This window comes from Micrococcus sp. GPGPB33 (genome assembly GCF_037853785.1).
Taxonomy (GTDB): domain Bacteria; phylum Actinomycetota; class Actinomycetes; order Actinomycetales; family Micrococcaceae; genus Micrococcus; species Micrococcus luteus.
This window is the reverse complement of record NZ_JAQMWO010000002.1, coordinates 823,074-849,341: the sequence shown is the minus strand read 5'-3', so window position 1 is coordinate 849,341 and position 26,268 is coordinate 823,074. Positions and strand designations below refer to the sequence as shown.

Genomic DNA, 26,268 nt, shown 5'->3' with positions numbered 1-26,268 from the left:
ACGACCGCCGTCGCACTGGTGCGCGTGATGTGTCGATACTACCCCGCGCCCAGCCGACGCCCAGGCGACACGTCAGTCCTGCATCGCGTAGTCGATGACGACGCGGCCCTCGATCTTGCCGTGGCGCATCTCGTCGAACACGTCGTTGATCTCGGTGAGCGGGCGGGTGTGGAACGTCGGGTGGATCTTCCCGGCCTCGTAGAACTCGAGTGCCTCGACCATGTCCTGCCGGGTGCCCACGATCGAGCCGCGGATGGTCAGGCCCTTGAGGACGATGTCGAAGATCGGCGCGGGGAAGTCGCCCGGGGGCAGGCCGTTGAACACGATGGTGCCGCCGCGGCGGGTCATCGCGATGGCCTGGCCGAACGCCTGCGGGTGCACGGCCGTGACGAGCACGCCGTGGGCGCCGCCGATCTTCTCCTGGATCTCCACGGAGGGGTCCGCGACGTTCGCGTTCACGGTCAGCTCCGCGCCGTGCCGGGAGGCGAGCGCCAGCTTGTCGTCCGCGACATCCACGGCCACCACGCGCATGCCCATCGCCACGGCGTACTGCACCGCGATGTGCCCCAGGCCACCGATGCCGGAGATCACGACCCACTGCCCGGGCCGCACCTCGGTCTGCTTCAGCCCCTTGTACACCGTGACGCCGGCGCACAGGATCGGGCCGACCTCCATCGGGTCCGCGCCCTCGGGGATCAGGGGCGCGTAGCGGGCGTCCACGAGCATGTACTCGCCGAAGGACCCGTTCATGGAGTAGCCGCCGTTGATCTGCTCCTCGCACAGGGTCTCCCACCCGGTGCGGCAGTACTGGCAGTGGCCGCACGCGCCCCACAGCCACGCGTTGCCGACCATGTCCCCGACCTTGAGGTTCTCGACGTCGGGCCCGACCTCCTCGACGATGCCCACGCCCTCGTGGCCCGGGATGAACGGCGGGGTCGGCTTCACCGGCCAGTCACCCTCCATCGCGTGCAGGTCCGTGTGGCAGACGCCCGAGGAGATGAGCTTCACGAGCGCTTGGTGCTGGCCGGGCGTCGGGCGCTCGACCTCCTGGACGTCGGCCTCTGTGCCGAACTGGGTGACGACGGCTGCCTTCATCGTGGTCATGGGGGATCACCTTTCGTGGGATGGGGAGGGGGTCGTGCGGTGCCGGCACCGGCTCAGAAGAACCCGAGCTTGTCCTCGGAGTAGGAGACGAGCAGGTTCTTGGTCTGCTGGTAGTGGTCGAGCATCATCAGGTGGTTCTCGCGGCCGATGCCGGAGGACTTGTACCCGCCGAACGCGGCGTGGGCCGGGTAGGCGTGGTAGTTGTTCACCCACACGCGACCGGCCTGGATCGCCCGGCCCGCGCGATAGGCGGTGTTGCCGTTCCGGGACCACACGCCGGCGCCGAGCCCGTAGAGCGTGTCGTTGGCGATCCGCATGGCGTCGTCGAAGTCGGTGAACGTGGTCGTCGAGACCACCGGCCCGAAGATCTCCTCCTGGAAGATGCGCATCGAGTTGTCCCCGCGGAAGATCATGGGCTGCACGTAGTAGCCGCCGGCCAGTTCGCCCTCCATCTCGGCGCGGGCGCCGCCGATCAGCACCTCGGCGCCCTCCTGACGGCCGATGTCCAGGTAGGAGGTGATCTTCTCGAGCTGGTCGTTGGAGGCCTGGGCGCCCATCATCACGTCTGTGTCGAGCGGGTTGCCGGTGACGATGCGCGAGGTCCGCTCCACGACGGCGTCGAGGAATTTCTCCGCGATCGACTCCTGCACAAGCGCACGCGACGGGCACGTGCAGACCTCGCCCTGGTTCAGCGCGAACAGGGTGAAGCCCTCCTGCGCCTTGTCCCAGTAGGCGTCGTCGTCCGCCATGACGTCCTCGAAGAAGACGTTGGGCGACTTGCCGCCCAGCTCCAGGGTCACCGGGATGATGTTCTCCGAGGCGTACTGCATGATCAGCCGGCCCGTCGTCGTCTCACCCGTGAACGCGATCTTGCGGATGCGCGGCGACTGCGCGAGCGGCTTGCCGGCCTCGAGGCCGAAGCCGTTGACCACGTTGACGACGCCGGCCGGCAGCAGGTCCGCGATCAGCTCGATGAACACCATGATCGAGGCCGGGGTCTGCTCGGCGGGCTTGATCACGACGGCGTTGCCCGCGGCCAGCGCGGGCGCCAGCTTCCACACCCCCATCAGCAGCGGGAAGTTCCACGGGATGATCTGGCCGACCACGCCGAGCGGCTCGTGGAAGTGATAGGCGACGGTGTCCTCGTCCACCTGGGACAGGCCGCCCTCCTGCGCGCGGATCGCGCCGGCGAAGTACCGGAAGTGGTCGATGGCCAGCGGCAAGTCCGCGTTGAGGGTCTCCCGGACGGCCTTGCCGTTGTCCCAGGTCTCCGCGACCGCCAGCATCTCGAGGTTCTCCTCCATGCGTTCCGCGATGCGGTGCAGCACGAGCGCCCGCTCGGCCGCCGAGGTGGCGCCCCAGGCCGGGGCGGCCTTCCAGGCGGCGTCGAGGGCGACGTCGATGTCCTCGGCCGTGCCGCGGGCGACCTCGCAGAACACCTTGCCCGTCACGGGCGTGACGTTCTCGAAGTACTGGCCCTTGACCGGGGGTGTCCACTCTCCTCCGATGAAGTGCTCGTAGCGGGACTTGAACTCGACCTTGGCTCCCTCGGTGCCCGGGAATGCGTAGACGGTCATGGTGCTGGCTCCTTTGCCTGCGGTTGCCTCGGCGCCGGGTGGCGCCCTGCCGTGGCTGTGACGCTAGTCACAAGGAGGTTGCACGGAGGTTGCAGCCGGGCGCGGGTGAGGGGCGGGCCGGGTCAGGCCAGGTCCCGCTCGATCCGCTCGAGCGTGGCCACGGCGAGCGCCCGCCGCGGCGAGTCCGCCGGCAGCAGACGCAGGGCGGCGCCCCAGAGCTCGACGTCGTCGCGGGCCTCGGGGCGGCCCAGGTAGGCCCAGAGCTGTTCGACATCCGCGTCCTGGGCGACGGCCTCGCGCAGCGCCTCCCCCAGCTCCGCGCGGATCGAGGCGACACCGGGGGACGCCGACCGCGGCAGCACCGGCCCGGCCGCCGCGTGCAGCGCACGGTCCAGATCCCCGGCGCGCAGCGCCTCCCGCGCGCACAGCAGGTCCGCGTGCACCTCCCCCACGAGCCGGTACGGCCGGGACAGCAGTGCCACCGGCGCCCCCACGTCCCGCAGCGCCCGGCGGAGTCGATGCACCTCGGCGCGCAGCGAGATGGCGCGGGCGGGGGAATCGCCCGGCGCGGGCCGGGGCCCGGCGGTCTCCTCCGGATACAGCGCGACCTCGAGCTCGGCGCCGGTCAGGCCCGGGCCGTGCCACGCGAGGAGGGTGAGGATCTCGGCGTGCCGGCCGGTGAGCTCGACCCCGTCCAGCGTGGGCGGCAGGTGGCCGGTGACGCGCAACAGGCCCGCGGCGGCGTCGTGGCGGTGCGGCGCGGCGGCGGGGCTCGGCCCCGGCGAGGCGGACGGCGGAGCCGAGGGGCCCGGCGTCGGGGCGGTGCCGCGGGGACGGCCCCGGGACGGGGCGGGCAGGTCCCGCCAGGCGGCGTGCACGGCGTCCACGGTGGCCTGGAGCAGCGGCAGGGCGAGGTGGCTGACGGCGTCCTCCCCGCCCGTGAGGTCCAGGACCCCGACGAGCCGCCCGGTGGCCGGGTCCGTGAGCGGGACGGCCGAACAGCTCCACGGGTGCACGCGCGGGCTCAGGTGCTCGCCGCGGCTGACCTGCGTGGGGGCGCCGGTCGCGAGGACGATGCCGGGGGCGGAGGTGCCCATGGACGCCTCGGACCAGTCGGCGCCCGCCACGAAGCCCATGGTCTCGGCGTGGCGCACCGCGGTCCGGTCGCCCTCGACCCACAGCAGGTGGCCGCGCGCGTTGCCGATCGCGGCGAGCATCCCGGCCTCGGCCGCGGGGTGGATGAGCATGCGGCGGACCACCGGCAGGGCCACGGCGAGGCGCTGGTCTCGGCGGGCGGCGGCGAGGTCGTCGTCGGAGAGGGTGGCCGGGTCGGTCTGGCCGGGTACCGCGGGGGTGAGGGCGCCGAGGGAGCGCAGCCAGGACTCACGGACCTCTCGCCGCAGCCCCTGCAGGGCGGCGCGCAGGCCCTGGTCTGCGCCGGCCGGAGCGGTGGGCGACGACGGCGCGAGCGACAGGCGGACCGCGGCGAGGGACTCGTGGGCCCGGTCCACGGCGCGTCGGTAGGCGCCGGTGGCGAGGGTCGAGCTCATCCCGAGCCTGCCATCAACCGCGAGCGGATCAGGAACCGCTTGCCCTCGGGGGCCTCGACGGAGAAGCCGGAGCCGCGCCCGTCCACCACGTCCAGGGTGAGGTGGGTGTGCTTCCAGTATTCGAACTGGGCGGCGGACATCCAGAACGGGATCTCCACGGCGGCCTGGTCCCCCTCGGCCGGCAGCGCGAAGGTGCCCAGCAGGACGTCGGCGGCGCCGGTCGTGAAGTCGCCGGCGGGATAGCACATGGGCGCGGACCCGTCGCAGCAGCCGCCGGACTGGTGGAACATGAGCGGGCCATGGATCGGGAGGAGTCGGCGGATCAGCTCGAGCGCCGCGGACGTCATGGCGACGCGGGACAGGGTCTCGCCCGGCATCTCGGGGCGAGCCTCGAGCGCGGGCGCATGCTCCGCCGACGAGGACGGCACGGTCATCGCGACCTCCTGGGGATGGGCGATCGTCGGTCCCCACACCCTAGCCCCGAACGTGATCCACGTCACCCCGGTCGGCGTGATGGGGGCGCGGCAGCCCGGAGGGTGCACCGAGGGATGTGCCGCGAGCCAGACGTTTCAGCCGCAATCAGGGGCTGATCACGACCGAAACGTCTGGCTCACGGCGCGGGGGTGGGGAAAGCACGAGGGCGGGGGCGGCGGGTGGCTCACGCGGCCGCGCCCGGAGTCCACCCCCCTACACTCGGCACATGCTCCCGGACCCCAGCCCCACCGTCACCGTGGACGGCCTCCTGCTGCGCCCGCTGCGCGCCGCGGACGAGATCGCGGCGCGCGAGGCGGACGCCGAGCTGCATCGGGAGGGGTTCGACTTCCTGATGGCCGGCACCCGCTCCTTCCCCGCGGTCCGCCGCGCGTTCGCCGCCGAGGCGCGCGGCGACGTCGAGCCCGGCCGCGCGCCCGCCTCCTTCTACGTGGGCGTGGACGAGAACGGTGAGCTGGTGGGCCGGGTGTCCGTGCGGTGGGAGCTGAACGAGGCGCTGCGGCACGTCAACGGACACGTGGGCTATGCGGTGCGCCCCGCGTTCCGGCGGCGGGGCCACGCCGCGCGGCTGCTGCGCGGCGCCCTGACGCTGCTGGCCGCACGCGGGGTGCCCGCCGCCCTGCTCACGTGCGACGAGACGAACACCGCCTCCGTGGCCACGATCCGTGCGTGCGGGGGCGTGCTGCGGGACCGGGTCGAGGCGGACCTCGACGGTGCGCCCTTCCCCGTGCCCCAGCTGCGCTTCGACGTCCCCACGACGGCGGCCTGACCGGAGGGACGGCGGGGACCGCGCCGCCGGCCTCAGTAGGCCTTGACGCGCTGCTCCACGATCAGGTGGATGAGCGCGAACCGGCCCTCCTCCTGGACCGCCTTGAGCGCCGCGTCCACGGCCGCCGGCACGTCCGCGTCCCGCTCCACGCGCACCCCGAAGCCGCCGAACGCCTGGGCCATGGCGGCGAAGTCGGGGTTCTTCAGCTGGGTGCCGGAGACGCGCCCGGGGTACTGGCGCTCCTGGTGGGTGCGGATGGTGCCGTACTCCTGGTTGTCCATGACGATCACGAGGGGCGTGGCGCCGTACTGCGCGGCGGTCGCCAGCTCCTGGCCGTTCATGAGGAACTCGCCGTCGCCGGCGATGGTCACCACGGTGCGGTCCGGGAAGTTCAGGGACGCGGCCACGGCACCCGGCACCGAGTAGCCCATGGAGCCGTTGCGGGCCGAGATCATGGAGCGATAGCCCTCGGTCGGGAAGTACCGGTGCGCCCAGTTGGTGTGCTCGCCCGCGCCGAGGGAGATCATCGAGTCCTTCGGCAGCTTCGGCACCAGGTTGGCCATGAGCGTGGCCATCTTCGCCTGGCCCTCGGACGGCTCGGCCGGGGGCAGGGCCGCGAACTTCTCCTGCTCGCCGCGCATGCGGGAGGTCCACTCCTCCCACTCCGGCTTGACCTCGAGCTCCATGCGGACGAGGTCGCGGATGAACCCGTCCGGCTTGGCCACGATCTGGTGGGACACGGGGCCGGAGCGGCCGCGCAGGGACGGGTCGATGGTGACCAGGAAGTTCTTCTTGTCCCAGTTCTGGCGGATGGTGAAGCCATTGGTCACGACGTCGCCCGGCACGGTGCCGACGAACACGATGAGGTCGGTCTCCTCGAGCATGTCGTAGGTCGGCTTCGGGCGGCCGTAGCCGATCGGGCCCACGTAGGACGGCGAGGAGAACGGCACGGTGCCCTCGGTGCGCCACTCGGCGGCGGCGGGGATCTTGTGCTCCTCCAGCCACGTCGTCAGGGTCTGCGCACCCTCGTCCGTCCAGTCGTTGCCACCGGTGATGAACAGCGGCTTGCGGGACTCCTTGAGCGCGGCGTGCAGGGACTTCCAGTCCCCCACGGTCATGCCGCCTGAGGCCACGGGGATCTGCGGGTGCAGGTGCGCATCGATCTCCTCACGGATCACGTCCTCCGGCAGGCCGACGACGACGGGCCCGGGCCGGCCCGAGCTGGCGGCGAACATGGCCTCGGCCACGATCTCGGAGGCGCGCTCCGGGTGGTCCAGGACCATCACGCGCTTCGCACCGGTGCCGAACCAGGCGTGCGGGTCGAACTCCTGGAAGGCCTCGCGGTCGCGGTGCTCGAACGGGATCAGGCCGACGAACAGGACGAGCGCCGTCGAGTCCTGCCACGCGGTGTGCAGGCCGACGTGGGCGTTCGCGGCGCCCGGGCCGCGCGTCACCATGGCGACGCCAGGGACCACGTTCATCTTGCCGTCGGCCTCGGCCATGTACGTGGCGCCGCCCTCGTGGCGGCACACCACGTTCTCGATGCCCGAGTCGTGCAGGCCGTCCAGGACGTCCAGGTAGGACTCGCCCGGCACGGAGTAGACGCGCTTCACGCCGTGGGACTCGAGGGTCTTGACGATGACGTGCCCGGCGGAGAGGCGACCGGTCGCCTGGGAGGTCTGGGACATGGAGGTCTCCTGTGCTGGTTCGGGGGCCCCTCCGGCCCCGTGGGTGCACCCCGCCGTGCAGACGGGGTCCGTGGGGGTCAGGGTACTGGACGGGACGGCGCCGGAGGCGACCCGATACGCGGCGTGAAGCCGGTGACGGGAGGGCGGGCCCGCCGTACGATTTCCCCATGCTCTCCGCGCCGACGCTCTCCCGCCTCGCCTCCCTGGCCGCGTTCCTGAACACCGCCCCCGGACTGCGGGGCGGTCAGCCGGCCGACGAGCGGTTCACCGCCGCCACGCAGCTGCCCTCCCTCGTCCCTGAACTCCAGGAGGACGAGGTCCGCCTCCGCCTGGCCGCCGCCGCGGCCGTGCGTGGCCGCGAACTCCGCGGCCGTCTGGCCGAGGTCTGGGCCCTCGCCGCCGTGGACGAGGCGGCCGCCGTGGAGCGCGTGAACGCCCTCCTCGCCGCGGCCGGGCCGCTGCGGCTGACGGCCGGGGGCGACGTCGTCGGGCTGGCACCGGCGCAGGTCCCCGCCGACGCGGTGGAGCGGCTGGCCGCGATGGCCGCCCTCGCGCTGGCGGAGACCGCGATGGACGGCGAGCTGACCCGCCTGCGCGTGTGCGAGGGCGAGGACTGCGAGAACGCGCTCGTGGACGCCAGCCGGAACCGGTCCAAGCGGTTCTGCGACGAGGCCAACTGCGCCAACCGCACCCACGTGCGCTCCTACCGGGCACGGCTGGCCGAGGCGGCGGAGTCCGCCCCCGCGGCGGATCCGGCCGGGCCGGAGGAGGCGGAGGCGCCGGAGGCCGTCGTGGACTCCGAGGCGCCCGAGGCCGCCGTGGACTCCGAGGCCGCCGCCGACGAGCCCCGCCGGGAGACCAAGAAGGAGAAGAAGGAGCGCAGGAAGGCGGAGAAGAAGGCCCGCAAGAAGGCGGAGAAGAAGGCCCGCAAGAAGAAGTCGGACAAGAAGAAGGACTGACCCGGCCCCACCCGCCAGGTGACCCGCCGCTGAACATCGGGGGACGGGGCGGCCTCTGGTTCCGTCGGCCGGCCGGACGCCCCTAGCCTGCGAGACATGAGCGAGCACACCCCCGCCCACACCCCCGCGTCCCTCGGACCCGCCCACCGCAAGGTCGGCGTCGTGGGGGCCGGCGGCGTCGGCACCGCGATCTGCTACGCGGCGCTGATCCGCGGCGTCGCCCGCGAGGTCGCCCTCTACGACATCGACGAGCCCAAGGTCCGCGCCGAGGTCCTCGACCTGGCCCACGGCACCCCGTTCACCTCTGCATCCGCGATGACCGGCGGCGCGGACCCGGACGTCCTGGCCGGCTGCGAGGTCGTCGTGATCACGGCCGGCGCCAAGCAGAAGCCGGGGCAGACCCGCCTCGACCTCGGCGCGCACAACGTGGAGATCCTGCGCGGCCTGCTGCCCCAGGTGCAGGCGCACGCGCCGGACGCGCTGATCGTGCTCGTCACCAATCCCGTGGACGTCCTCACGCTGGTGGCCCAGCGCCTCACCGGCCTGCCGGCCGGCCGGGTGATCGGCTCGGGCACCCTGCTGGACACGTCCCGCCTGCGGTGGCTGCTGGCGTCGCGGGCGCAGGTCCACGCGTCGTCGGTGCACGCGGCCATCCTCGGCGAGCACGGGGACACGGAGTTCCCCGCGTGGAGCTCGGCGCGCATCGGCCCGACGCCCCTCCTCGAGTGGCCGACGCCGGCCGACCCGCTGTTCACCCGCGCCGACCTGGACGAAGTCGCGGACACCGTGGTGCACGCCGCGTACGAGGTGATCCAGGGCAAGGGCGCCACCACGTACGCGGTCGGCGTGGCCACGACCCGCCTGCTCGAGGCGATCCTGCGCGACCAGCACGCCATTCTGCCGGTCTCCACCGTGCTCGACGGCGTCCACGGGCTCTCGGACGTCGCCCTGTCCCTGCCGTCCGTGGTGGGGCGCGGCGGCGTGACCCGCGTGATCCAGACCGAGCTGGACGCCACGGAGATGCGGGCGCTGCACGCCTCGGCGGACGCGCTGCGGCGGGAGGCACGCAGCCTCGGGTTCTGAGGCGCCGGCCTCAGGCGCGCGGGGCGTCGCCTCCGGTGCCGCCCTGCTCGCGGCGCTCGGCGGCGGCCTGGGCGCGGCGCTCGGCGGCGGCCTTGCGGAACATCTCCTCGGAGGAGCGGTTCACGCCGGAGCCCTGGGAGAGGTGGTCCGGGTTCTCGCGCGCGGCGAGCTGCAGCATGGCCACCACCACGAGCGAGGTCATGAAGAAGACGCCGAAGGCGATCAGCGCGATGTCGACGCGCAGTGGATTCTGGGTGCCGCCGGAGGCCGTGATGCCGGCGATCACCCCGCCGATCAGGCCGAGCACGGCGGAGAAGACGAGCGGGCCCTTGACCGTGGTGCGCAGACCGCCGCGTGCCGGGCGGCCGGATCCGGCGCGATCGGCGGACGGGCGGGGGGACGGTGCGCTCACGGCGGGACTCCTGACGGCTGGGGGCGGCTCGGGTGGCGTGGTCCGCGGCGGCGCGGCTGCTGGCGAGACGGCGCGGTGGACCGGATCCAGTCTACGTGCTGGCGTCGGCGGGTCGACTCAGAGCCCCTTGGCGGTGCCGCGGTCGCGGCGCACCTCGTGGTGGAAGCCGAGCCCGGAGACCATCAGGAGCACCCCGATCAGGATCGCCCCGCCGCCGGCGATGCCGAGCAGGGCGTGCGGGCCGAAGCCCTGCAGGGCCGCCACGACCACGCCGCCCCCGGAGAGCAGGCCCACGAGTCCGGTCCACAGCTGGTCCCGCGCGGGGATGAACTCGCGGCGGTGGCGGGCCCACGCCACGAGCTCGGCGACGCCGCCGAGCACGAGGGCGGCGCCGGCCGCCACGCCCACCGCCGCCGGGGACCCCAGGAACAGCAGCACGATCACGCCGAGCATCCACGCGGCCGCCGCCAGGGACAGCGGGGAGCGCATGGCCACGGGCACCGGGTCGCGGCGCAGGTACTCCCACATCGCCGAACCGGAGAACGCCAGGTACAGCGCGAACATGACCTTCATCCACGTCAGGCCCGGCTCGGCGACGAACACGGTGGTCAGACCGAACGCCAGCGCCACCACGGCGCGGATCAGGATCGGCTTGAACACCACGGACGAGATCTCGAGGGGGGTCTGCACGGTAGCCACCGCCCCAGTCTAGGAGCAGTGCGGCCGCGGCCCGGCCCGCGCGTCACCGCCCGGACGCGCTCACCCGACGCCGAGCCGCATCCAGTCGTCGCGCCGGGCCCGCCAGCCGAGGGTGAGCGCCCGCATCCCCATGTAGACCCCCGCGAAGCCGAGCCAGAGCAGGCCCAGCTGCACACCGGCGTCGGGCACGGCGGCGTTCGGTCCGGGCCAGACCGCGGTCCAGCCGAACCCGCCCGTGGCGAGCTGCGCGAGCACCCAGAGCGCCGGCGCGTAGACCACGAGGTTCACGAGGCCGGCGAGGGCGAGGTAGCGGGCGTCGCCGGCGCCGATCAGCACGCCGTCCAGCACGAACACGTAGCCGGCCACCGGCTGCCCGGCGGCCAGCACCCACAGGCCCACGGTGGCGGCGGCCTGCACGGTCGGGTCCGTGGTGAACAGCCCCGGCAGCACCGGTGCCGCCAGGGCCAGCACGGCCCCGGTCACGACGCCGAAGCCCAGCCCCCAGCGCACCATCGTCCGGGTGAGGCGACGGGCGGCGTCCGGCCGGGCGGCCCCGAGCTCGGCGCCGATCAGGGCCTGCGCGGCGATCGCGAGGGCGTCGAGGGCGAACGCCAGCGTGGAGAACAGCGTGAAGACGAGCTGGTGCGCGGCGAGGGTGAGGTCGCCCGCTCCGGCAGCGGCCATGACGGTGATGAGGATGGCCGCCCGCAGGCTCGCGGTGCGCAGCAGCAGCCACGAGCCCACCTGGGCCGTGGCGCGCATGCCCGACGCACGGGGCGCCCACACCGTGCCCGAGCGGCGGAAGCGCGGGGCCAGCACGAACAGGTACGTCACGAGCATCGCCCACTGCACCACGGACGTGCCGACGGCCGAGCCGGCCACGCCCCAGCCCAGCCCGTACACCAGGGCCACGTTCAGCCCGATGTTCGCGCCGAAGCCCACACCCGCCACCACGAGCGGCGTCACGGTGTCCTGGAGGCCGCGGAGCACCCCGGTGGCCGCGAGCACGGCCAGCAGGGCCGGCAGCCCCGGCATGGAGCAGCGCAGGTAGGCGACGGCGTGGGCCTGCACCTCGCCCGTCGCGCCGAGGGCCGCCGTCAGCGCGGGGGCCGCGAGCCAGCCGAGGACGGCCAGCACCGCGCCGAGCAGCAGGCCCAGCCAGATGCCGTCGCGGCCGCGGTCCATCGCGGCGGCCGGGTTCCCCGCCCCGATCAGCCGGGCCACCGCCGGGGTGGTGGCGTAGGCCAGGAAGATCATGAGGCCGGTGAGCGTGTGCAGGATGGTGGTGCCGATCCCGACGCCGGCCAGCTGGGCCGTGCCCAGGTGCCCGATGATCGCGGTGTCGGCCAGCAGGAACAGCGGCTCCGCGATGAGCGCGCCGAACGCGGGGACCGCGAGCGCGAGGATGCGCCGCGTGAGGGCGCGCGCGTCCTGCGGGGCGGGCGCCGCCGTCGAGCCGGAGGGTCCTGCCATCTCAGCCCAGCAGGGCCAGCAGCGGGGCCAGCGCCGTGGTCGGGGCAGTGGGGCCGGGCAGCGTGTCCGGCAGCAGGGGGGCCACGAGGTAGAGCATCGCGATGGCGATGCCGTTGTTCACCATGTGCAGCAGCACCGCGTACCCGAACGAGCGGCCCATCAGGATGTAGGACACCGTGATCGCCACCGCGAGGGTCAGGTACGGGACGGTCTCCACGAGCCGGAAGTCGCCGCCGGTGCCGAGGAAGTGCAGGAGTGTGAACGCGAGCACGGAGACCACGGCGCACACCCACACGTTGATCCAGCGGGAGAGCTTGCCGATCAGCAGGTGGCGGAACAGGTACTCCTCCACGAGCGGGGCGGCCACCACGGTCATGAGGATCATGAGCACGGGCGGGGCCTGCGTGGTCATCTCCTCGAGCGCGGCCTGGTTGGCGCTGGTCTGCGCCTCCCCGATGAGGCTCAGCACGATCACGTTCACGACGATGCACGCCAGCCACGTGGCGGGCAGCAGCAACAGCTTCCACCACGTCCCCGTGCGGAACACCCGCAGCGACGTCACGAGCGGGCGCCAGGCCACGGCCAGCACGAGCACCACGAGGATCGCGTAGCTGACGATGTTCACCGTGAACCCGTCGCGGACCAGGTCGAACGCCTCGAGGTCACCGGGGACCAGGCCGAGCGACACCGCCAGCCACAGCCCCAGCCCGAGCACCATGAGCGCCACGTACACGAGCACCACGACGGCGTCGCCCCAGTGGAACCGACCCGGGGTCCAGTCCGGCGCGGGGCGGGCCGCGGGCCGGCGGCCGGGCCAGCCGGCGGGGACGCCACCGGGGGCGCCGGGGTGCCCGTGCAGGCTCGGGGCGACGGCGGCGCGGCGGGCGGACGGCCGGCCCGACGGCGGCCAGCCGGCGGGCGGACCGGCCGGCGGGCCAGAGGGAGGAACGCTCATGGCGGCCACGCTACCAACGGGGGCGGACGCGCCAGGCCGCGGGCGCCGTCGTCGGGAGCGGCTCCGTGGCCCACGCCACGCCCGCGCGCCCGCGACACGCGCGCGGTGGCGGCGGGCCGAACGCCTCGTCTACGGTGCTCCCCATGGCCTTGTTCTCCCAGCCGGTGTTCATCAACCTCCCGACGACGGACACCGAGCGGATCCGTGAGTTCTGGACGACCCTGGGCGCCACCGCGATGGACGACTACTCGGACGAGCACTCGGTGTGCATCGAGCTCACCGAGTCGACGTACGCGATGTACCTCAGCCCCGGCTACTACACCGACTTCATCGGCAACCGTGAGATCGCCGACTGCCTCACCACCAACTCCGCCCTCATGGCGCTGACCGTCGGCGACGCCGCGGCGGTGGACGCCCTGGCGGACCGGGCGATCGAGCTCGGCGCCGCCGAGGTGCCCCTGCCCGAGGACCTGCGCGAGGAGATGGCCGACTCCGGCATGCACTCCCGCGAGATCGTCGACCCGGACGGGCACCAGTGGGAGTTCGTCACCGCCTGAGCCCGCCGGCTCAGGCGCCGAGTCGCCCGGTGAGGCGCGCGTGCATCGCCGCGGAGGCCTCGTTCAGCCCCGTCACCTCGGCGTGGATCCCGTGCCGGGCGTACTTGGTCAGCACCGAGTCGAGCGCGGCCACAGTGGAGGCGTCCCACACGTGCGCGGCACTCATGTCGATCACGACGCGCGGCGGGTCGAGGGCGTACTCGAACTGCGAGTAGAGGTCGTTCGAGGACGCGAAGAACAGGGCGCCGTGCACGCGATACGTGACGGCGTCGCCGTCGTCGTGGACCTCGCGGACCACCGTGACCAGACGCGAGACGCGCTGAGCGAAGAGCACCAGCGCAGCGAGCACGCCCACACCCACGCCGATCGCGAGGTTGTGAGTGAGCACCGTGGCCGCCACGGTCACGACCATGACGGCGGTCTCCGAGCGCGGCATCGCGCGCAGGGTGGCGGGGCGCACCGAATGCCAATCGAAGGTGGCGGCGGCCACGAACATCATCACGCCCACGAGCGCGGCCATGGGGATCTGCGCCACGAAGCCGCCGAAGGCCACCACGAGCACCAGCAGGAACACGCCCGCGAGGAACGTGGAGATCCGGGTGCGGGCGCCGTTCGCCTTGACGTTCATCATGGTCTGCCCCACCACGGCGCAGCCGCCCATGCCGCCGAACAACCCCGAGACCACGTTCGCGACACCCTGCCCCCAGGACTCGCGCGTCTTGTCCGAGCGGGTGTCGGTGATGTCGTCCACGAGCTTCGCGGTGAGCAGGGACTCGAGCAACCCCACGAACGCGATGCCGACGCTGAACGGCAGGATCAACCGGAGGGTCTCCCACGTCAGCGGGACGTCCGGCAGGCCGAGCACGGGCAGCGCATCCGGCAGCGCGCCCCGGTCCCCCACGCGCGGCACGGCCAGGCCGGCGGCCATCACCAGGGCGGTGACCACGACGACGGCCACGAGCGTCGCAGGCACCGCAGTGGTGAGCCGCGGCAACAGCACCACGATCGCCAGGGCCAACGCCGTGAGCGGGTACACGAGCCACGGGACGCCGATCAGCTCGGGCAGCTGCGAGGTGAACACGAGGATGGCCAACGCGTTGACGAACCCCACCATCACCGAGCGCGGGACGAACCGCATGAGCCGGGCCACCCCGAACACGCCGAGCAGGATCTGGATGACGCCGCCGAGGATGATCGCGGCCAGGAGGTGCCCCACCCCGTACGCGTGGGACAGCGGTGCGACGACGAGCGCCACCGCCCCCGTGGCCGCGGAGATCATGGCGGGCCGGCCGCCCACGATCGCCGTGGTCACCGCCATGGTGAAGGAGGCGAACAGGCCGACGCGCGGGTCCACGCCCGCGATGATCGAGAACGCGATGGCCTCCGGGATCAGCGCGAGCGCCACCACGACGGCGGCCAGCACCTCCGTGCCCAGCAGCCGAGGGCTGCGCAGGGTGCGCAGGACGGACTGCCGCTGGAGCGGCGTGAGGGCAGGCGGGGGCGCGGCGGGTAAGGCGGGCATGCTCCCGAGGGTAGCGGTGCGCGGGCGGGGTGCCCGCCGGTGAGCGGGTCCGCCCGCCACCCCTCACGCCGTCCGCATCACCCGCACGGGGTCGCGGAACGCGGCGAACGCCGCCGGGGCGAGGCTGGCCAGCAGCGCGGTGAGGGCGGCCAGCACGGCCACCGCCGCCACGAAGTCCACCCCCAGCGTCCCGCCCTGGCCGGCGACGACGGCGTACCCGGCTCCGGAGCCCAGCACGGCGCCCAGCAGCGCAGGCACGGCGGTGCGCACGGCCACGAGCAGGATCAGGTCTCCGCGGCCGATGCCGAGGGTGCGGCGGCGGCCGAGGTCGCGGCGGCGGATGAGGACGTCGGCGAGCACCACGATGGACACGAAGAACGCGCCGGCTCCGAGGATCAGCAGCAGCAGGGAGCGTCCGAGCCCGGCGAGCTCGCCGGTGATCACCTGGTTGCCGGCGGAGAGGGCACGGGCGGTCTGGATGGAGGAGGCGCGCGGGTCGGGGTCGATCACGGCGAGCGCGGCCTCCTGCATGGCGCGGGTGCCGGCGGTGTCGGCGGCGAGGACGCGGACCTGCTGCATCACGAGGGCGTCCGGGGCGGCGGGGACGGTGAGGGCGTAGCCGTCGAGGTCCTGGAAGGGGTCCTGGGCCTGAAACGCCCCGACGACGGCCCACTGGCGGCCGTCCGTGGCCTCGATCGCTCCGGAGGGCTGGGCGAGGCCGAGCTCGGCGAGCTTGGCCTCGGGGACCACCACCTCGCCGGGGGCGGGCAGGCGGCCGCGGGTCAGCTCGATGCCACGGTCCAGGGTGCCGACCACGTTCGTCACGGCCACGCGGGCGCCGCCCCGGCCGATCCCGGTGTTCACGGCGTCCATAGGCGAGTCCCGGGCGAGGGCGGCCTCGGCGGTGTCGAGTCCGGCGAGGGTGGCCGCGGTGGCGCCGGTGAGGAAACCGGTGCCGCCGGTGTCGGTGACGGTGAGCACGCGGGCGCCGGGGCCGGAGAGCTCTGCGGCGACGGCCGCCTCGGTGGCGGCCTGCCTGCCCACGGTGGCCACGGCGGCGAAGCACATGGCGGCCACCACGAGCAGCACGAGGGCGGAGGGCACGGGAGAGGTGCGTGCGGCGGTGACGGCTTCACGCAGCAGGGTGCGCAGGTTCATGGGCGGTCCTCCCGGTTCACAGCCGCACCACCTCGTCGGCGCGGGCGACGACGGCGGGGTCGTGGGTGGCGACCACCACGGTGCGCCCCTCGGCGGCGGCATCGGCGAGGGCGTCCATGACGAGGCCGGCGTTGTCCGGGTCGAGGTTGCCCGTGGGCTCGTCCGCGAGGACGACGACGGGCGCGTTCACGAGGGCGCGGCACACGGCCACCCGCTGCGCCTGCCCGCCGGAGACCTGCCCGGGCCGGTGGTCGGCGCGGTGGGCGAGGCCGAAGCGCTCGAGCAGCGCCCGTGCCCGGTCCTCGAGCGTCTGGCGCTCCAACCCGGCGTAGAGGCCGGGCTCCACCACGGAGTCCAGGATGGGGCGGGACGGGTCCAGCTCCGAGTCCTGGAACACGAATCCCACGGAGGTGGCGCGCAGGCGGGAGCGCTCCCGGTCCGGGCGGGTGGAGGCGTCGACGTCGCCGAGGCGCACCACTCCGGAGGTGGGCGTGAGCATGAGCCCGAGCACGTACAGGAGGGTGGACTTGCCGCGCCCGGAGGGTCCGGTGAGGGCGGTGACGGCGCCCGGCGTGAACGCGTGGGTGAGGCCGTCGAACAGCTCCTCGGCGGCGCGGGTGTAGGCAAAGCGCAGGTCCTCGACGGCGAGGGCGGCGGGGACGACGGGGGCGGCGGGCGTGCCCGGGGTGGCGGGCCCCGTCATCGGGTGCCGTTCAGCACGCGCACCTGCTCGCCGGCGTCCACGCCGTCCACGACGGCGAGGCCGTCGGCGGAGCCGAGGACGGTGACGGTGCGGTCCTCCGCGGCGCCGTCCCGGACCACCGTGACCGTCGCGGCGCCGTCTGGCTGGGTGCGCAGGGCGGACACGGGGACCACGGGCCCGGAGACGGGCGGGACCACGCTGACCTGGGAGAGCAGGGAGGTGGTGGCGTCGGCGGGCAGGGTGTCGCAGTCCTCGCCGCAGACCACGCCGCCGTCCGGGGCGGTGAGGGTGATGCGGATCAGGCCCTGCTCGTCGGAGGTGGACTCGCCGGCGACGGCCTTCCATTCGTGTTCGCCGTGGGGCACGGTGACCTGGGTGCCGGCCGGGATGAGGGCGGCCTGCTCCTGGTTGACCTCGAGGGCGAAGTCCGGTTGGTCGCCGGGGCGGGCCACCACGTTCTCGCCGCCGGCGAGGGTGGTGCCGACGGCGGTGGTCTTCGCGTCCACGCTGAGGGGCGCGGGGAGGGCGTCGAGGACCACGAGCTGGCCGAGCTCCACGGTGTCCGCGGCGGGGTAGCCGCGTTCGGTGAGCCAGTCGTCCCAGGCGTCCGCGGTGGCCTCGTCCCACGTGCCGGTGGCCTCCACCTTCGCGCCGGTGGCGGCGAGCATGCGCTGGAACGCGGCGACGTCGTCGCCGGAAGTGCCCTCCCCGAGAGGGCGCCACTGGGGAAGCTCGCCCTGGAGGACGAGCACGGGCTTCTGGGCGACGGCGTACAGCACCTCCCCGGCAGCCACCTCGCCGGACTCTCCGGCCCGGGTGACGACGCCGGTCAGCGCGTTCACCGCCGCCGGCGTCTGCTCGCGCGACACGGAGACGCCGAGGGTGATGACACGGCCGAGCTCCTGCTCGGCGACGGTGACGAGGGCGCTCGCGGCCGGACGCTGCTCGGCCTGAGCCGGAGGTGTGAGCGTGACCCGGCCGGCCCAGAAGGCGAGCGCGGCGACGGCCACGAGCGCAAGGACGAGGGCGGCCCAGCGGGCGGGGCGATTCATCCGGATGACCCCCAGAAGACATCCTGCGGCGGAAGCTCCGGGCATGTCTGCGCGACCTCGGCCTGGCGTTCTGCCGACACGCCCCTCATGCTGTCCGCGAAGGGCCACCACTGGTGGCGGCCTGGAGTGTAGAACGCGGAGACGAATGCCTCTTTGGAGGGGCGCGCGGAGGTGTCGACCGTGTAGCCGTAGGCCTCGAGACACGGGATGAGGTATTGGTCCCAGTAGTCATAGACGAGGCGGAGCTGCGGATCGGTCCAGTCCTGGGTGTAGCTCGGATCCACCGGGTGCTGTGCGTAGCAGGTCACGTAGGCCGCCTCGAAAGCAGACCTCTGGGACTCAGGTGGGGTGTCGATCTGAATTCCCCCGGTCGGACCGACCGAGTTCGGCCACCCGGCCTCGGCCAGGCATGTGGACACCATGCGGTCCGACTCGAGGGACGTGGCGTACCACCCGGAGCGCTCCACCTGAGGCGGCGCGGGCATTCCCGCCCCCTGAGCGTGCCGCGCGACTTGCTCACGGTAGGCGCGCTCCTTCTCCGCCTCCGTCGTCAGGAGGGGTTCGATCCTCTCGGTGGGAACCCACTGCGAGGCGTCCCAGGTCTTCTCGGCCGTCGCGGTGGGGGGAGCGGCGACCGTGGATGAACCGCCGAGGCCCGCAGACTCCCGACCGACGCAGCCGGTGAGGGTCAGGGCGACGGCCGCCACCAGGGCGGCCGTCGCAGGAATGCGTAATGAAGTCATCGGTGCCGGCGAGTCAGTACGGGTAGTAGCAGTAGCCGTAGGTGCCCGACAGGAGGAGTCCTGCGCTGCAGTCCTGCCGACCGGAGTCCGTCAGCGCCTGCGCTGGCACCGCACCGGAGACGGCCAACGGTCCAGCGACGGCCACGCCGGCACCGACCTTAGAAATCCGCTGCTTCATACCCATGTCGCTCCTCCTTATGGTTCACGCTCATTCGTGATCTGCGTCACACTCTATGAAGGTGCTCGCCCTGTGTCCAGAGAATTCTCGGTCGGTCCACAGACGTGCCCCACCAGGGAGTCAAGAGGGTCCTGCGCGTGACGGATGCGCAATCTCAGGGGACGAATGAGCGCGGCCACACCGGCAGGGGTGGCCCGACGATCGGGTTTCGATACTCCCGTCACCGCCGCGCGCCCTAGCCCCGTACACCTCCGGCTCCGGAGAGGTGCGGGCTCGTGAAACTCACCGGCACCTGGATCGAGAAGGTCATCGGGTGGTCCCGTGTCGCAGCGACGCCAGCGGCCAGTGGCTGGGCGCCGGCGCCATCCAGCCCCGGCCTCAGCGGGCGTCCTCGCGCGCGGCGGGCGCGCCGTCGTCGTCCTGCTCCTCCGCCTGTTCCCCGCCCTGGAACTGGCTCCTGTACAGCCGGAAGTACGCGCCGCGAGCGGCCAGCAGCTGATCGTGCGAGCCCTGCTCCACGATGTCGCCGTCCTCCATCACGAGGATGACGTCCGCGTCCCGGATGGTGGAGAGGCGGTGGGCGATCACGAAGCTCGTGCGGTCCGAGCGCAGCGCCGCCATCGCGCCCTGGACCAGCACCTCGGTGCGGGTGTCCACGGAGGAGGTGGCCTCGTCCAGGATCAGGAGCGAGGGCTGGGCCAGGAACGCACGGGCGATGGTGATGAGCTGCCGCTCGCCCGCGGACACGTTGGCGGCGTCCTGCTCGATCACGGTGTCGTAGCCGTCGGGCAGGGTGTGCACGAAACGGTCCACGTAGGTGGCCTTCGCCGCCGCGACGACCTCCTCGTCCGTGGCGTCGAGTCGGCCGTAGCGGATGTTCTCCCGGATGGTCCCGCCGAAGAGCACGGCGTCCTGGAGCACCATGCCGGTGGCGGCGCGCAGCTCGCCGCGGCTGACCGTGCGGGTGTCCACGCCGTCCAGCAGGATCCGCCCGCCGTCCACCTCGTAGAACCGCATGATCAGGTTGACCAGGGTGGTCTTGCCGGCACCGGTCGGCCCGACGATCGCGACCGTCTGCCCCGGCTCCGCCACGAAGTTCAGGTCCGTGATGAGCGGCTTCTCCGGCGTGTAGGAGAAGCGCACATGCTCGAACTCCACGCGACCGCGCAGCGGGCGCGGGAGGTGGGCGACGCCGTCGGGCCCGGGGATGGCGGAGGGCGCCGTTTCCCGAACGAAAGCGCTCTCGGAGGGCGCCGTTTCCCAAACGAAAGTGCCGTCGGGGGTGCGGGCGGGGGTCTCCTCCGGCTCGTCGAGGAGCTCGAAGATGCGCTCGGCCGACGCCACGCCGGAGATCAGCATGTTGGACATGCCGGCGATCTGCCCAAGCGGCTGGTTGAACTCGCGCGAGTACTGGATGAACGCGGTCACGGCGCCGAGGGTCATCTGCCCGTTGGCCACGCGCAGGCCGCCGACCACCGCGATGCCCACGTAGCCCAGCCAGTTCACCCACTGCATGATCGGCATGATCATCCCCGAGTAGAACTGCGCCGTGAACGCGGCCTCGTACAGCTCCTCGTTGCGCTCGTCGAAGCGCGCGGCCATGTCCCGCTGACGGCCGAACACGGTCACCAGCTCGTGCCCCGTGAACGACTCCTCGATGTGCCCGTTGAGCCGGCCCGTCTCCCGCCACTGCGCGGAGAAGAGCGCCTGGGACTTCTTGCCGATCACGCCCACCACCACACCGGCCACCGGCAGGGCGATCAGGGCGATGAGCGCGAGCTGCCAGGACAGCCAGAACATCATGCCGACGATGCCGATCACGGTCAGCGCCGAGTACACGAGCGAGGCGAACGCCTGCTGGAGGGCCTGCTGGACGTTGTCCACGTCGTTGGTGGTGCGGGAGAGCAGGTCGCCACGCTGCCCGCGGTCGAAGTGGCTCAGCGGCAGCCGGTTGATCTTGGCCTCGATGTCCTCGCGCAGGCGGAACACGAGGCGCATCACGAGGTCGTTGAGCACGCGGCCCTGCAGCCACATGAACAGCTGGGCCACGAGGTACATGGCCAGCACGATCAGGATCAGCCGGCCCAGCTCGGTGAAGTCGATCCCCTCGCCCGGTGTGAACGCCATGCCGGAGAGCATCTCCGCGGCCTGGTCCTCGCCCTGGGCGCGCAGCCCGTCGATGACCTGCTCGCGGCTCAGCCCGCCGGGCATCTGCGCGGAGACCACGCCGCCGAAGATCACGTCCATCGCCCGGCCCAGGACGTGCGGGGCCCACACGTTGAGCACGACGGCGACCAGCACCATCAGCGCGACCACCACCAGGCCCAGCTTCTCCGTGCGGAACAGGCTCATGAGCCGCTTCGCGGACGGCCAGAACGCCTTGGCCTTGCGGGCCGGCCCGCCGCCCCAGTCGTCGGTGGCGCCCTGCTCCTGGATCTCGAGGATCTCCTCGTCCGTCAGGTGCTCGCTCATGCCACGTCCTCCGCGGTCAGCTGGGAGTCCACGATCTCCCGGTAGGTCTGGTTGTCCGCCAGCAGCTCGGCGTGGGTGCCGCGGCCGACCACGCGGCCCTCGTCCAGCACGATGATCTGGTCGGCGTCGGTGATGGTGGCCACCCGCTGGGCGACGACGATCCGAGTCACCCCGGCCGCCGCGCGGTCGAGCGCCGCCCGCAGCCGCGCGTCGGTGGTGACGTCCAGCGCGGAGAACGAGTCGTCGAACACGAGGATCCGCGGCTCGGCCACGAGGGCACGCGCGATGGACAGGCGCTGGCGCTGGCCACCGGAGACGTCCGTGCCGCCCTGGGAGAGGCGCGAGTCCAGACCGGAGGCCGCCGTCTCTGCCTTGCCGGTGGTGCGGGCGCGCACGAAGTCGGCGGCCTGGGCCGTCTCGAGGGCCGCCCAGATGCGCTCGTCCGAGGCGTCCGGGGCCCCGAACTGCATGTTTTCCCGCACGGTGCCCGAGAACAGGTACGGCTTCTGCGGCACGAGGGCCGCGGCCTCGGTCAGCTCGGCCCGGGCCAGGTCGGTCACCGGCACACCGTCCACGAGCACCTCGCCGGACGTCGCGTCGTACAGCCGCGGCAGCAGGCTGATCAGCGTGGACTTGCCGGAGCCGGTCGAGCCGATGATCGCCGTCGTGGTGCCGGGGGCGACGGCGAAGCTGACGTCGTCGAGCACCGGCGCCTCGGCGCCGGGGTACTGGAAGGTGACGTGGCGCAGCTCCACGGCGCCGTCGCGACGCGCGGGGGTCACCGGGCGGACCGGCTCAGCGAGCGTGGGGACGGTGTCCAGGACCTCGCCGATGCGGCGGGCGGAGATCACGGCGCGCGGGAGCATCATCATCATGAAGGTGCCCATCATCACCGCCATGAGGATCTGCAGCAGGTACTGCATGAACGCGGTGAGCGCGCCGACCTGCACGAGCCCCGCGTCCACGCGCTCGCCGCCGAACCACAGGACGGCGGCGGTGGCGAGGTGGAGGATCATCGTGATGACCGGGCCGAGCAGCACGAACAGCCGGCCGATCCGCACGGACGTCTCCGTCAGGGCGGCGTTGGCGTCCGTGAACCGGCGTGTCTCGTGGCGCTCGCGCACGAACGCGCGGACCACGCGGATGCCCTGGATCTGCTCGCGCATCACGCCGTTGACGTCGTCGATGTTGTCCTGCATCCGCTGGAACAGCGGCATGAGACGGGCGACGATCCACGCCACGATCACCAGCAGCACCGGCACGGAGACCCACACGAGCCAGGACAGGCCCGGGTCCTCGCGGATGGCCATGATGATGCCGCCGACCGCCATGATCGGCACGGCCACCATGAAGTTCAGGGCCATGAGGGTGAGCATCTGGACCTGGTTGACGTCGTTGGTGCCGCGCGTGATGAGGGTCGCGGCGCCGAAGCGGCCGAGCTCCTCCGCGGAGAACGCGTCCACGCGGGTGTAGACGGCGCGGCGCAGGTCCCGGCCGACGCCCATCGAGGCCTTCGCCCCGAACCACACGGCGGCGATCGCGGCGACCACCTGCACCAGCGCGACGCCGAGCATCACGAGGCCGATGTCCCAGATGCGGGCGGTGTCACCGCGGGCTACGCCCTCGTCGATGATGCGGGCGTTGAGGCTGGGCAGGTACAGCATGGCCAGCGTGCTGAGCAGCTGCAGCACGACGACGGCCGCGACGGCGCCGCGATAGCGCCGGCCGTGACGGCGGAGCAGGGTCCAGAGCATGGGGCTCCCAGGGAGTCGGGATGGGCGCGCGGCCGCGTGGGCTGCAGTGAGGTGGGCCGAAGGGGGCCGGGCTCATTGTGCCCCAGCCGCGGGAGGGCGCGGGCAGCAGCCGTCGTCGAGGGAGCGCCGGTCCCTCAGCCGGTGGGCGGGATCGTGCTCATCTCGGGCCCCTCGACGGTGAACCCGGCGCCGCACGTCGTCGTCGGACGCCCCGGGCGCACCCCGGACGACCGGCTGCCGAACCACCTGCTGGCGGACCCGCACGAGGACTGAGCGACGCCAGACGGGGGCGTGAGCCAGACGTTTCTGCTGCGGATCGGGCGTCAGAACCGCAGAAACGTCTGGCTCAGCGCCCGGGCCCCTCAGAGCAGGGGACGCAGCGGGACCAGGAGGACCTCGACCACGCGGGCGAGGCGGTGACGGTCCTTCCAGCGCGGGGTGTCGATCCGGACGGCCCGCTGGGCGTCGAGAGCGAAGATCTCCTCCATCCGGGCGGCGAAGTCGCGGTCCACGACCACCACGTTGGACTCGTAGTTGAAGCCCAGGGAGAGGCGGTCGACGTTGGCCGAGCCCACGGTGGACCAGATGCCGTCCACGGTGGCGGTCTTCGCGTGGATCATGCTGGCCCTGTACAGCAGGATCGTGATGCCGGCCTCGAGCATCTTCCCGAAGAAGCCGCGCGAGGCCCAGTCCGCCACGATGTGGTTGGAGTCCTCCGGCACCATCACCTGCACGTCCACCCCCGCCGGGCCGCGTGCAGCAGCGCCTCGAGGACCTGCTGGTCCGGGATGAAGTACGGCGTGTTGATGAGGATGCGGTGCTGCGCCCGCTGGATGGCGTCGAGGTAGCTCAGCCGGATCGGGTAGACCAGCAGCGGCGGTTGGTTCGCGGCCACGGTGATGCGCGGGTCCCACGTGTCCGGGGGGCGCCAGGACATCTGCTCGCCCGCACGGTGGTGCGCGTTCCACTTGATGGAGATCGACTGGTCCAGCCCCCACACCGCCGGGCCGCGCTCGCGCACGTGAGTGTCCCGCCAAAAGCGGGCGTAGTCGTCGCCGATGTTGAAGCCGCCTGCGAAGCTGACCTCGTCGTCCACCACCATGATCTTCGAGTGGTTGAACCCGCTGTGTCGGACCACGCCTCGCCAGATCGGGCGGGCGAAGGCCGGCAGCCGGAACACGTGGATGCGCGGGTCCAGCTGACGGTAGAAGCGGGGCGGGACCACGAGGTTCCCGAACCCGTCATAGGAGACGTAGACCTCCACGCCGCGCGCGGCCGCCCGGTTGAAGGCGTCCATGAACCGCTGGCCCGTGGGGTCGCTCTTCCAGATGTAGGTCTCGAACTTGATGATCCGCTGCGCTCCGTCGATCGCGGCGATCATCTCCTTGTAGAGGTCCTCACCCGAGGTGAAGATGCGCAGCTCGGAGCCCTCCACGTGGGCGTCGAACACGCCGGGGTTCGGCGCGGGTCGGCGCACTCGGCCGCCGCGCTTGACCATGTCCACGCCGGTGAGCCCGGCGGCGACCGTCAGCGGCAGTCCCACGAGACCGACGCCCGCGGCCACGGCCGCTCCCCGGAGGAGACGACGGACCGGCAGGCGGGACAGGGACGGCAGGGACGGTCGACGCATTCGCTCAGTCTACTCAGGGCCCCGTCAGCGCGGATCGGTCGAGCGGCGCATCTCGGTCCAGGCCGCGCTCACCTCGGAGCGCATGCGCACGAGTTCGATCGCCGTCTCCTGCAGCCTCCGGGCGCTCTCGCTCTCGGGGATGTACTGCCGCACCCGCTGGGCCTGGTCCTCCGCGGAGACGTCCACCATGACGGCGATCGAGTGCGCCACCAGGCGGGACTCCGCCCCGGTGCGTCGGCTCGCGTAGACGCGCAGCGCCACATGCATGGACCGCTCCGTGGTGTTCACCAGGAGGGCCTCCACGCGCACGAGGTCGCCCACGTGGATGTTCCGCACGAAGCGCACACCGCCGCCGAACACCGCGACCACGGATTCATGTCCGGTCCAGCGGGCGGCGCAGACGGCGGCCGCCTCGTCCACCCAGCGCAGGATCGCGCCCGCGTTGATGGTGCCGCCCACGGTGGCCTCCGCGTTGGGGGCCAGGAACGCGAGGGTGCTCATCTCCTCGGGGGCCTCCCCGGGCGCGGGGAACGGCAGTCGGGCCATGCCGCGCTCGACGGCGCGGCGGGCCACGGTGGAGCGGCGGGCCTGTTCGTCGCGCTCGATCTGGCCGGGGGTCGAGGGCTCCCAGACCGGCACGGTCACGGGCACCCCGCCCTCCTCCGCGGCGTAGACCACGAGGGACGAGGTGGCGACCACGGGGTCGCCGTCGTCGTCGCGGATCTCCGGCAGCAGCAGGCGGGTCTGGACGTGCACCTCGGCGCCGTCCGTGTGGACCACGCGCGCCTGCACCACGGCACGGCGGTCCACCGGCACGGGGTGCCGGAACTGGGTGTGCCCCATGTAGCGGGCACGCACGAACGTCCCGGCCCAACTCGCCGCGACGGCGTAGCCGGCCTTCTCGATCCAGGAGATGACGGTGCCGGCGTCCACCAGGCCGGTGGGATGATCGAAGCTGTCCGCCCGGAATTCGAGGGCGAGGGCTCCGGGGGGTCTCATGCCGTCGAACGTATCACCCGAGTCCGGGCCCTGTGCGGCCGGTCACGCCCCGTCCAGGAGTCTGCGGGGAACCTCCCGGCCGCGCCCCAGGCGGGTCCGCGCACGGGGGACAATGGACCCATGACCGCCTTCGACCGTCTCCCCCTGCCCGCGGAGCCCCAGACTCCGCACGACCGCCTGCGCCGCCGCACCGAGGCCGCCGTCGCCGAGCGCGGGGAGGCCGCCGTCGCCGGGCTGGCGGTGCGCCTGATGACCGGCGCGGCCACTCCCGATGACGTCACCTCGGGCGCCGCCCGCGCCCTCACCGGCGACGACGGCGACCTCAGCCCCGCCGCGACCGGCGCCCTGGCCCTGATGCACGCGTGGCACCGCAGCGCGCTGCCCGCCCTGACCGGGGCGCTCACCGCCCCCGAGGCGGACGTCCGCTCGGCGGCCCACCTCGTGCTCGCCTCCCGCGCCGGCTCGCTGCGCCGCGATGCCGCCGTCGACCGCACCCTCGTGGACGCGGTGCGGGCCGGCTGTGCCGACCCGGACCCGGAGGTCCGCGCGTCGGCCGCGTCCGCACTGGGTGCCCTCGCCCGCCCCGAGGACCTCGAGTCCGCCCTGCCCGTGCTCACCGGCATGGTGATGGACGTGGACGCGGACCTGGCCGCGGCCGCCGAGCTGGCCCTCGAGCAGCTCGCGATCCGCCTGGACCGGCCCGGCCTGCGGGTCAGCCTCGAGGGCTGAGGCGACGCCC

The 26,268-nt window shown here is 72.9% G+C and carries 23 protein-coding genes and 1 pseudogene; 5 read left to right on the top strand and 19 right to left on the bottom strand.

From position 1 onward, the window contains the following. Positions 1 to 72 precede the first annotated feature (72 nt). The 4 genes from adhP to POD19_RS04060 form a co-directional block, all read right to left on the bottom strand. Entirely contained in the window at positions 73 to 1,104 is a 1,032-nt protein-coding gene (adhP, locus tag POD19_RS04075; protein WP_070708863.1) for an alcohol dehydrogenase AdhP, read from the bottom strand. 53 nt (positions 1,105 to 1,157) lie between these two features. Next, a complete protein-coding gene (exaC, locus tag POD19_RS04070; protein ID WP_340309340.1) occupies positions 1,158 to 2,681 on the bottom strand; it encodes an acetaldehyde dehydrogenase ExaC in 1,524 nt (507 codons plus the stop codon). A 122-nt stretch (positions 2,682 to 2,803) separates the two neighbouring features. Further along, positions 2,804 to 4,231, bottom strand: coding sequence for a helix-turn-helix domain-containing protein (locus tag POD19_RS04065; protein WP_036316757.1), 1,428 nt, complete (start codon positions 4,229 to 4,231; stop codon positions 2,804 to 2,806). Beyond that, positions 4,228 to 4,665 carry a DUF779 domain-containing protein gene (locus POD19_RS04060; RefSeq protein ID WP_010079970.1) on the bottom strand — a complete coding sequence of 146 codons (438 nt, stop codon included), beginning with the start codon at positions 4,663 to 4,665 and terminating at the stop codon, positions 4,228 to 4,230. The genes POD19_RS04065 and POD19_RS04060 overlap by 4 nt, the downstream gene beginning before the upstream one ends. A 266-nt stretch (positions 4,666 to 4,931) precedes the next feature. On the opposite strand from POD19_RS04060, the gene POD19_RS04055 reads away from it, so the two are divergent. Next, positions 4,932 to 5,492 carry a GNAT family N-acetyltransferase gene (locus POD19_RS04055; protein WP_036341622.1) on the top strand — a complete coding sequence of 187 codons (561 nt, stop codon included), beginning with the start codon at positions 4,932 to 4,934 and terminating at the stop codon, positions 5,490 to 5,492. 32 nt (positions 5,493 to 5,524) lie between these two features. Here the strand turns inward: POD19_RS04055 and POD19_RS04050 are convergent, their stop codons facing one another. After that, positions 5,525 to 7,180, bottom strand: a complete 1,656-nt coding sequence (locus POD19_RS04050; protein WP_036341620.1) for a thiamine pyrophosphate-dependent enzyme — start codon at positions 7,178 to 7,180, stop codon at positions 5,525 to 5,527. A 167-nt stretch (positions 7,181 to 7,347) separates the two neighbouring features. On the opposite strand from POD19_RS04050, the gene POD19_RS04045 reads away from it, so the two are divergent. Together POD19_RS04045 and POD19_RS04040 are read left to right on the top strand one after the other, a co-directional pair. Beyond that, positions 7,348 to 8,139, top strand: a complete 792-nt coding sequence (locus POD19_RS04045; protein ID WP_036341617.1) for a CGNR zinc finger domain-containing protein — start codon at positions 7,348 to 7,350, stop codon at positions 8,137 to 8,139. Positions 8,140 to 8,235: 96 nt separating this feature from the next. Further along, positions 8,236 to 9,222: an L-lactate dehydrogenase gene (locus POD19_RS04040; protein ID WP_020621731.1), complete on the top strand. Its 987-nt coding sequence runs from the start codon at positions 8,236 to 8,238 to the stop codon at positions 9,220 to 9,222. A 10-nt stretch (positions 9,223 to 9,232) separates the two neighbouring features. Here POD19_RS04040 and POD19_RS04035 read toward each other — a convergent pair whose 3' ends face one another. The 4 genes from POD19_RS04035 to POD19_RS04020 all read right to left on the bottom strand — a co-directional run bounded on the left by POD19_RS04035 (position 9,233) and on the right by POD19_RS04020 (position 12,761). Continuing rightward, positions 9,233 to 9,634, bottom strand: coding sequence for a hypothetical protein (locus POD19_RS04035; RefSeq protein WP_020621732.1), 402 nt, complete (start codon positions 9,632 to 9,634; stop codon positions 9,233 to 9,235). A 117-nt stretch (positions 9,635 to 9,751) separates the two neighbouring features. Further along, positions 9,752 to 10,333 (bottom strand): hypothetical protein, encoded by a 582-nt coding sequence (locus tag POD19_RS04030; RefSeq protein ID WP_043276001.1) that lies wholly within the window; start codon positions 10,331 to 10,333, stop codon positions 9,752 to 9,754. A gap of 60 nt (positions 10,334 to 10,393) precedes the next feature. Next, positions 10,394 to 11,806, bottom strand: coding sequence for an MATE family efflux transporter (locus POD19_RS04025; protein WP_020621734.1), 1,413 nt, complete (start codon positions 11,804 to 11,806; stop codon positions 10,394 to 10,396). Position 11,807: 1 nt separating this feature from the next. Beyond that, the gene (locus POD19_RS04020; protein WP_036317511.1) at positions 11,808 to 12,761 is read right to left on the bottom strand and encodes a CPBP family intramembrane glutamic endopeptidase; all 954 of its coding nucleotides are present in this window, start codon (positions 12,759 to 12,761) and stop codon (positions 11,808 to 11,810) included. A gap of 143 nt (positions 12,762 to 12,904) precedes the next feature. Here POD19_RS04020 and POD19_RS04015 point away from each other — a divergent pair, with 143 nt between their 5' ends. Then, complete coding sequence (locus POD19_RS04015; protein WP_020621736.1) at positions 12,905 to 13,318, top strand: VOC family protein; 414 nt, start codon at positions 12,905 to 12,907, stop codon at positions 13,316 to 13,318. Between the two features lie 10 nt (positions 13,319 to 13,328). Here the strand turns inward: POD19_RS04015 and POD19_RS04010 are convergent, their stop codons facing one another. The 10 genes and pseudogenes from POD19_RS04010 to POD19_RS03965 form a co-directional block, all read right to left on the bottom strand. After that, the gene (locus tag POD19_RS04010; RefSeq protein WP_020621737.1) at positions 13,329 to 14,840 is read right to left on the bottom strand and encodes a SulP family inorganic anion transporter; all 1,512 of its coding nucleotides are present in this window, start codon (positions 14,838 to 14,840) and stop codon (positions 13,329 to 13,331) included. A gap of 63 nt (positions 14,841 to 14,903) precedes the next feature. Beyond that, positions 14,904 to 15,998, bottom strand: coding sequence for a permease (locus POD19_RS04005; RefSeq protein WP_020621738.1), 1,095 nt, complete (start codon positions 15,996 to 15,998; stop codon positions 14,904 to 14,906). Positions 15,999 to 16,014: 16 nt separating this feature from the next. Then, complete coding sequence (locus POD19_RS04000; protein WP_020621739.1) at positions 16,015 to 16,701, bottom strand: ABC transporter ATP-binding protein; 687 nt, start codon at positions 16,699 to 16,701, stop codon at positions 16,015 to 16,017. Then, on the bottom strand, positions 16,698 to 17,753 hold the full coding sequence (locus POD19_RS03995) for a hypothetical protein (RefSeq protein ID WP_020621740.1): 1,056 nt from the start codon (positions 17,751 to 17,753) through the stop codon (positions 16,698 to 16,700). The genes POD19_RS04000 and POD19_RS03995 overlap by 4 nt, the downstream gene beginning before the upstream one ends. Beyond that, entirely contained in the window at positions 17,750 to 18,460 is a 711-nt protein-coding gene (locus POD19_RS03990) for a hypothetical protein (RefSeq protein WP_020621741.1), read from the bottom strand. Before POD19_RS03990 ends, POD19_RS03995 begins: the two co-directional genes overlap by 4 nt. Before the next feature lie 49 nt (positions 18,461 to 18,509). Then, a complete protein-coding gene (locus tag POD19_RS03985; protein ID WP_020621742.1) occupies positions 18,510 to 18,680 on the bottom strand; it encodes a hypothetical protein in 171 nt (56 codons plus the stop codon). A gap of 372 nt (positions 18,681 to 19,052) precedes the next feature. Continuing rightward, positions 19,053 to 21,146, bottom strand: a complete 2,094-nt coding sequence (locus tag POD19_RS03980) for an ABC transporter ATP-binding protein (RefSeq protein WP_144818900.1) — start codon at positions 21,144 to 21,146, stop codon at positions 19,053 to 19,055. Further along, positions 21,143 to 22,900 (bottom strand): ABC transporter ATP-binding protein, encoded by a 1,758-nt coding sequence (locus POD19_RS03975; RefSeq protein WP_144818898.1) that lies wholly within the window; start codon positions 22,898 to 22,900, stop codon positions 21,143 to 21,145. The genes POD19_RS03980 and POD19_RS03975 overlap by 4 nt, the downstream gene beginning before the upstream one ends. Before the next feature lie 362 nt (positions 22,901 to 23,262). Next, positions 23,263 to 24,530: pseudogene (locus POD19_RS03970) on the bottom strand (phospholipase D-like domain-containing protein). 24 nt (positions 24,531 to 24,554) lie between these two features. Further along, complete coding sequence (locus POD19_RS03965) at positions 24,555 to 25,529, bottom strand: acyl-CoA thioesterase (RefSeq protein ID WP_036316197.1); 975 nt, start codon at positions 25,527 to 25,529, stop codon at positions 24,555 to 24,557. A gap of 120 nt (positions 25,530 to 25,649) precedes the next feature. Between POD19_RS03965 and POD19_RS03960 the strand changes: the two genes are divergently transcribed. Further along, a complete protein-coding gene (locus POD19_RS03960; RefSeq protein ID WP_020628173.1) occupies positions 25,650 to 26,258 on the top strand; it encodes a HEAT repeat domain-containing protein in 609 nt (202 codons plus the stop codon). Positions 26,259 to 26,268: the final 10 nt, after the last annotated feature.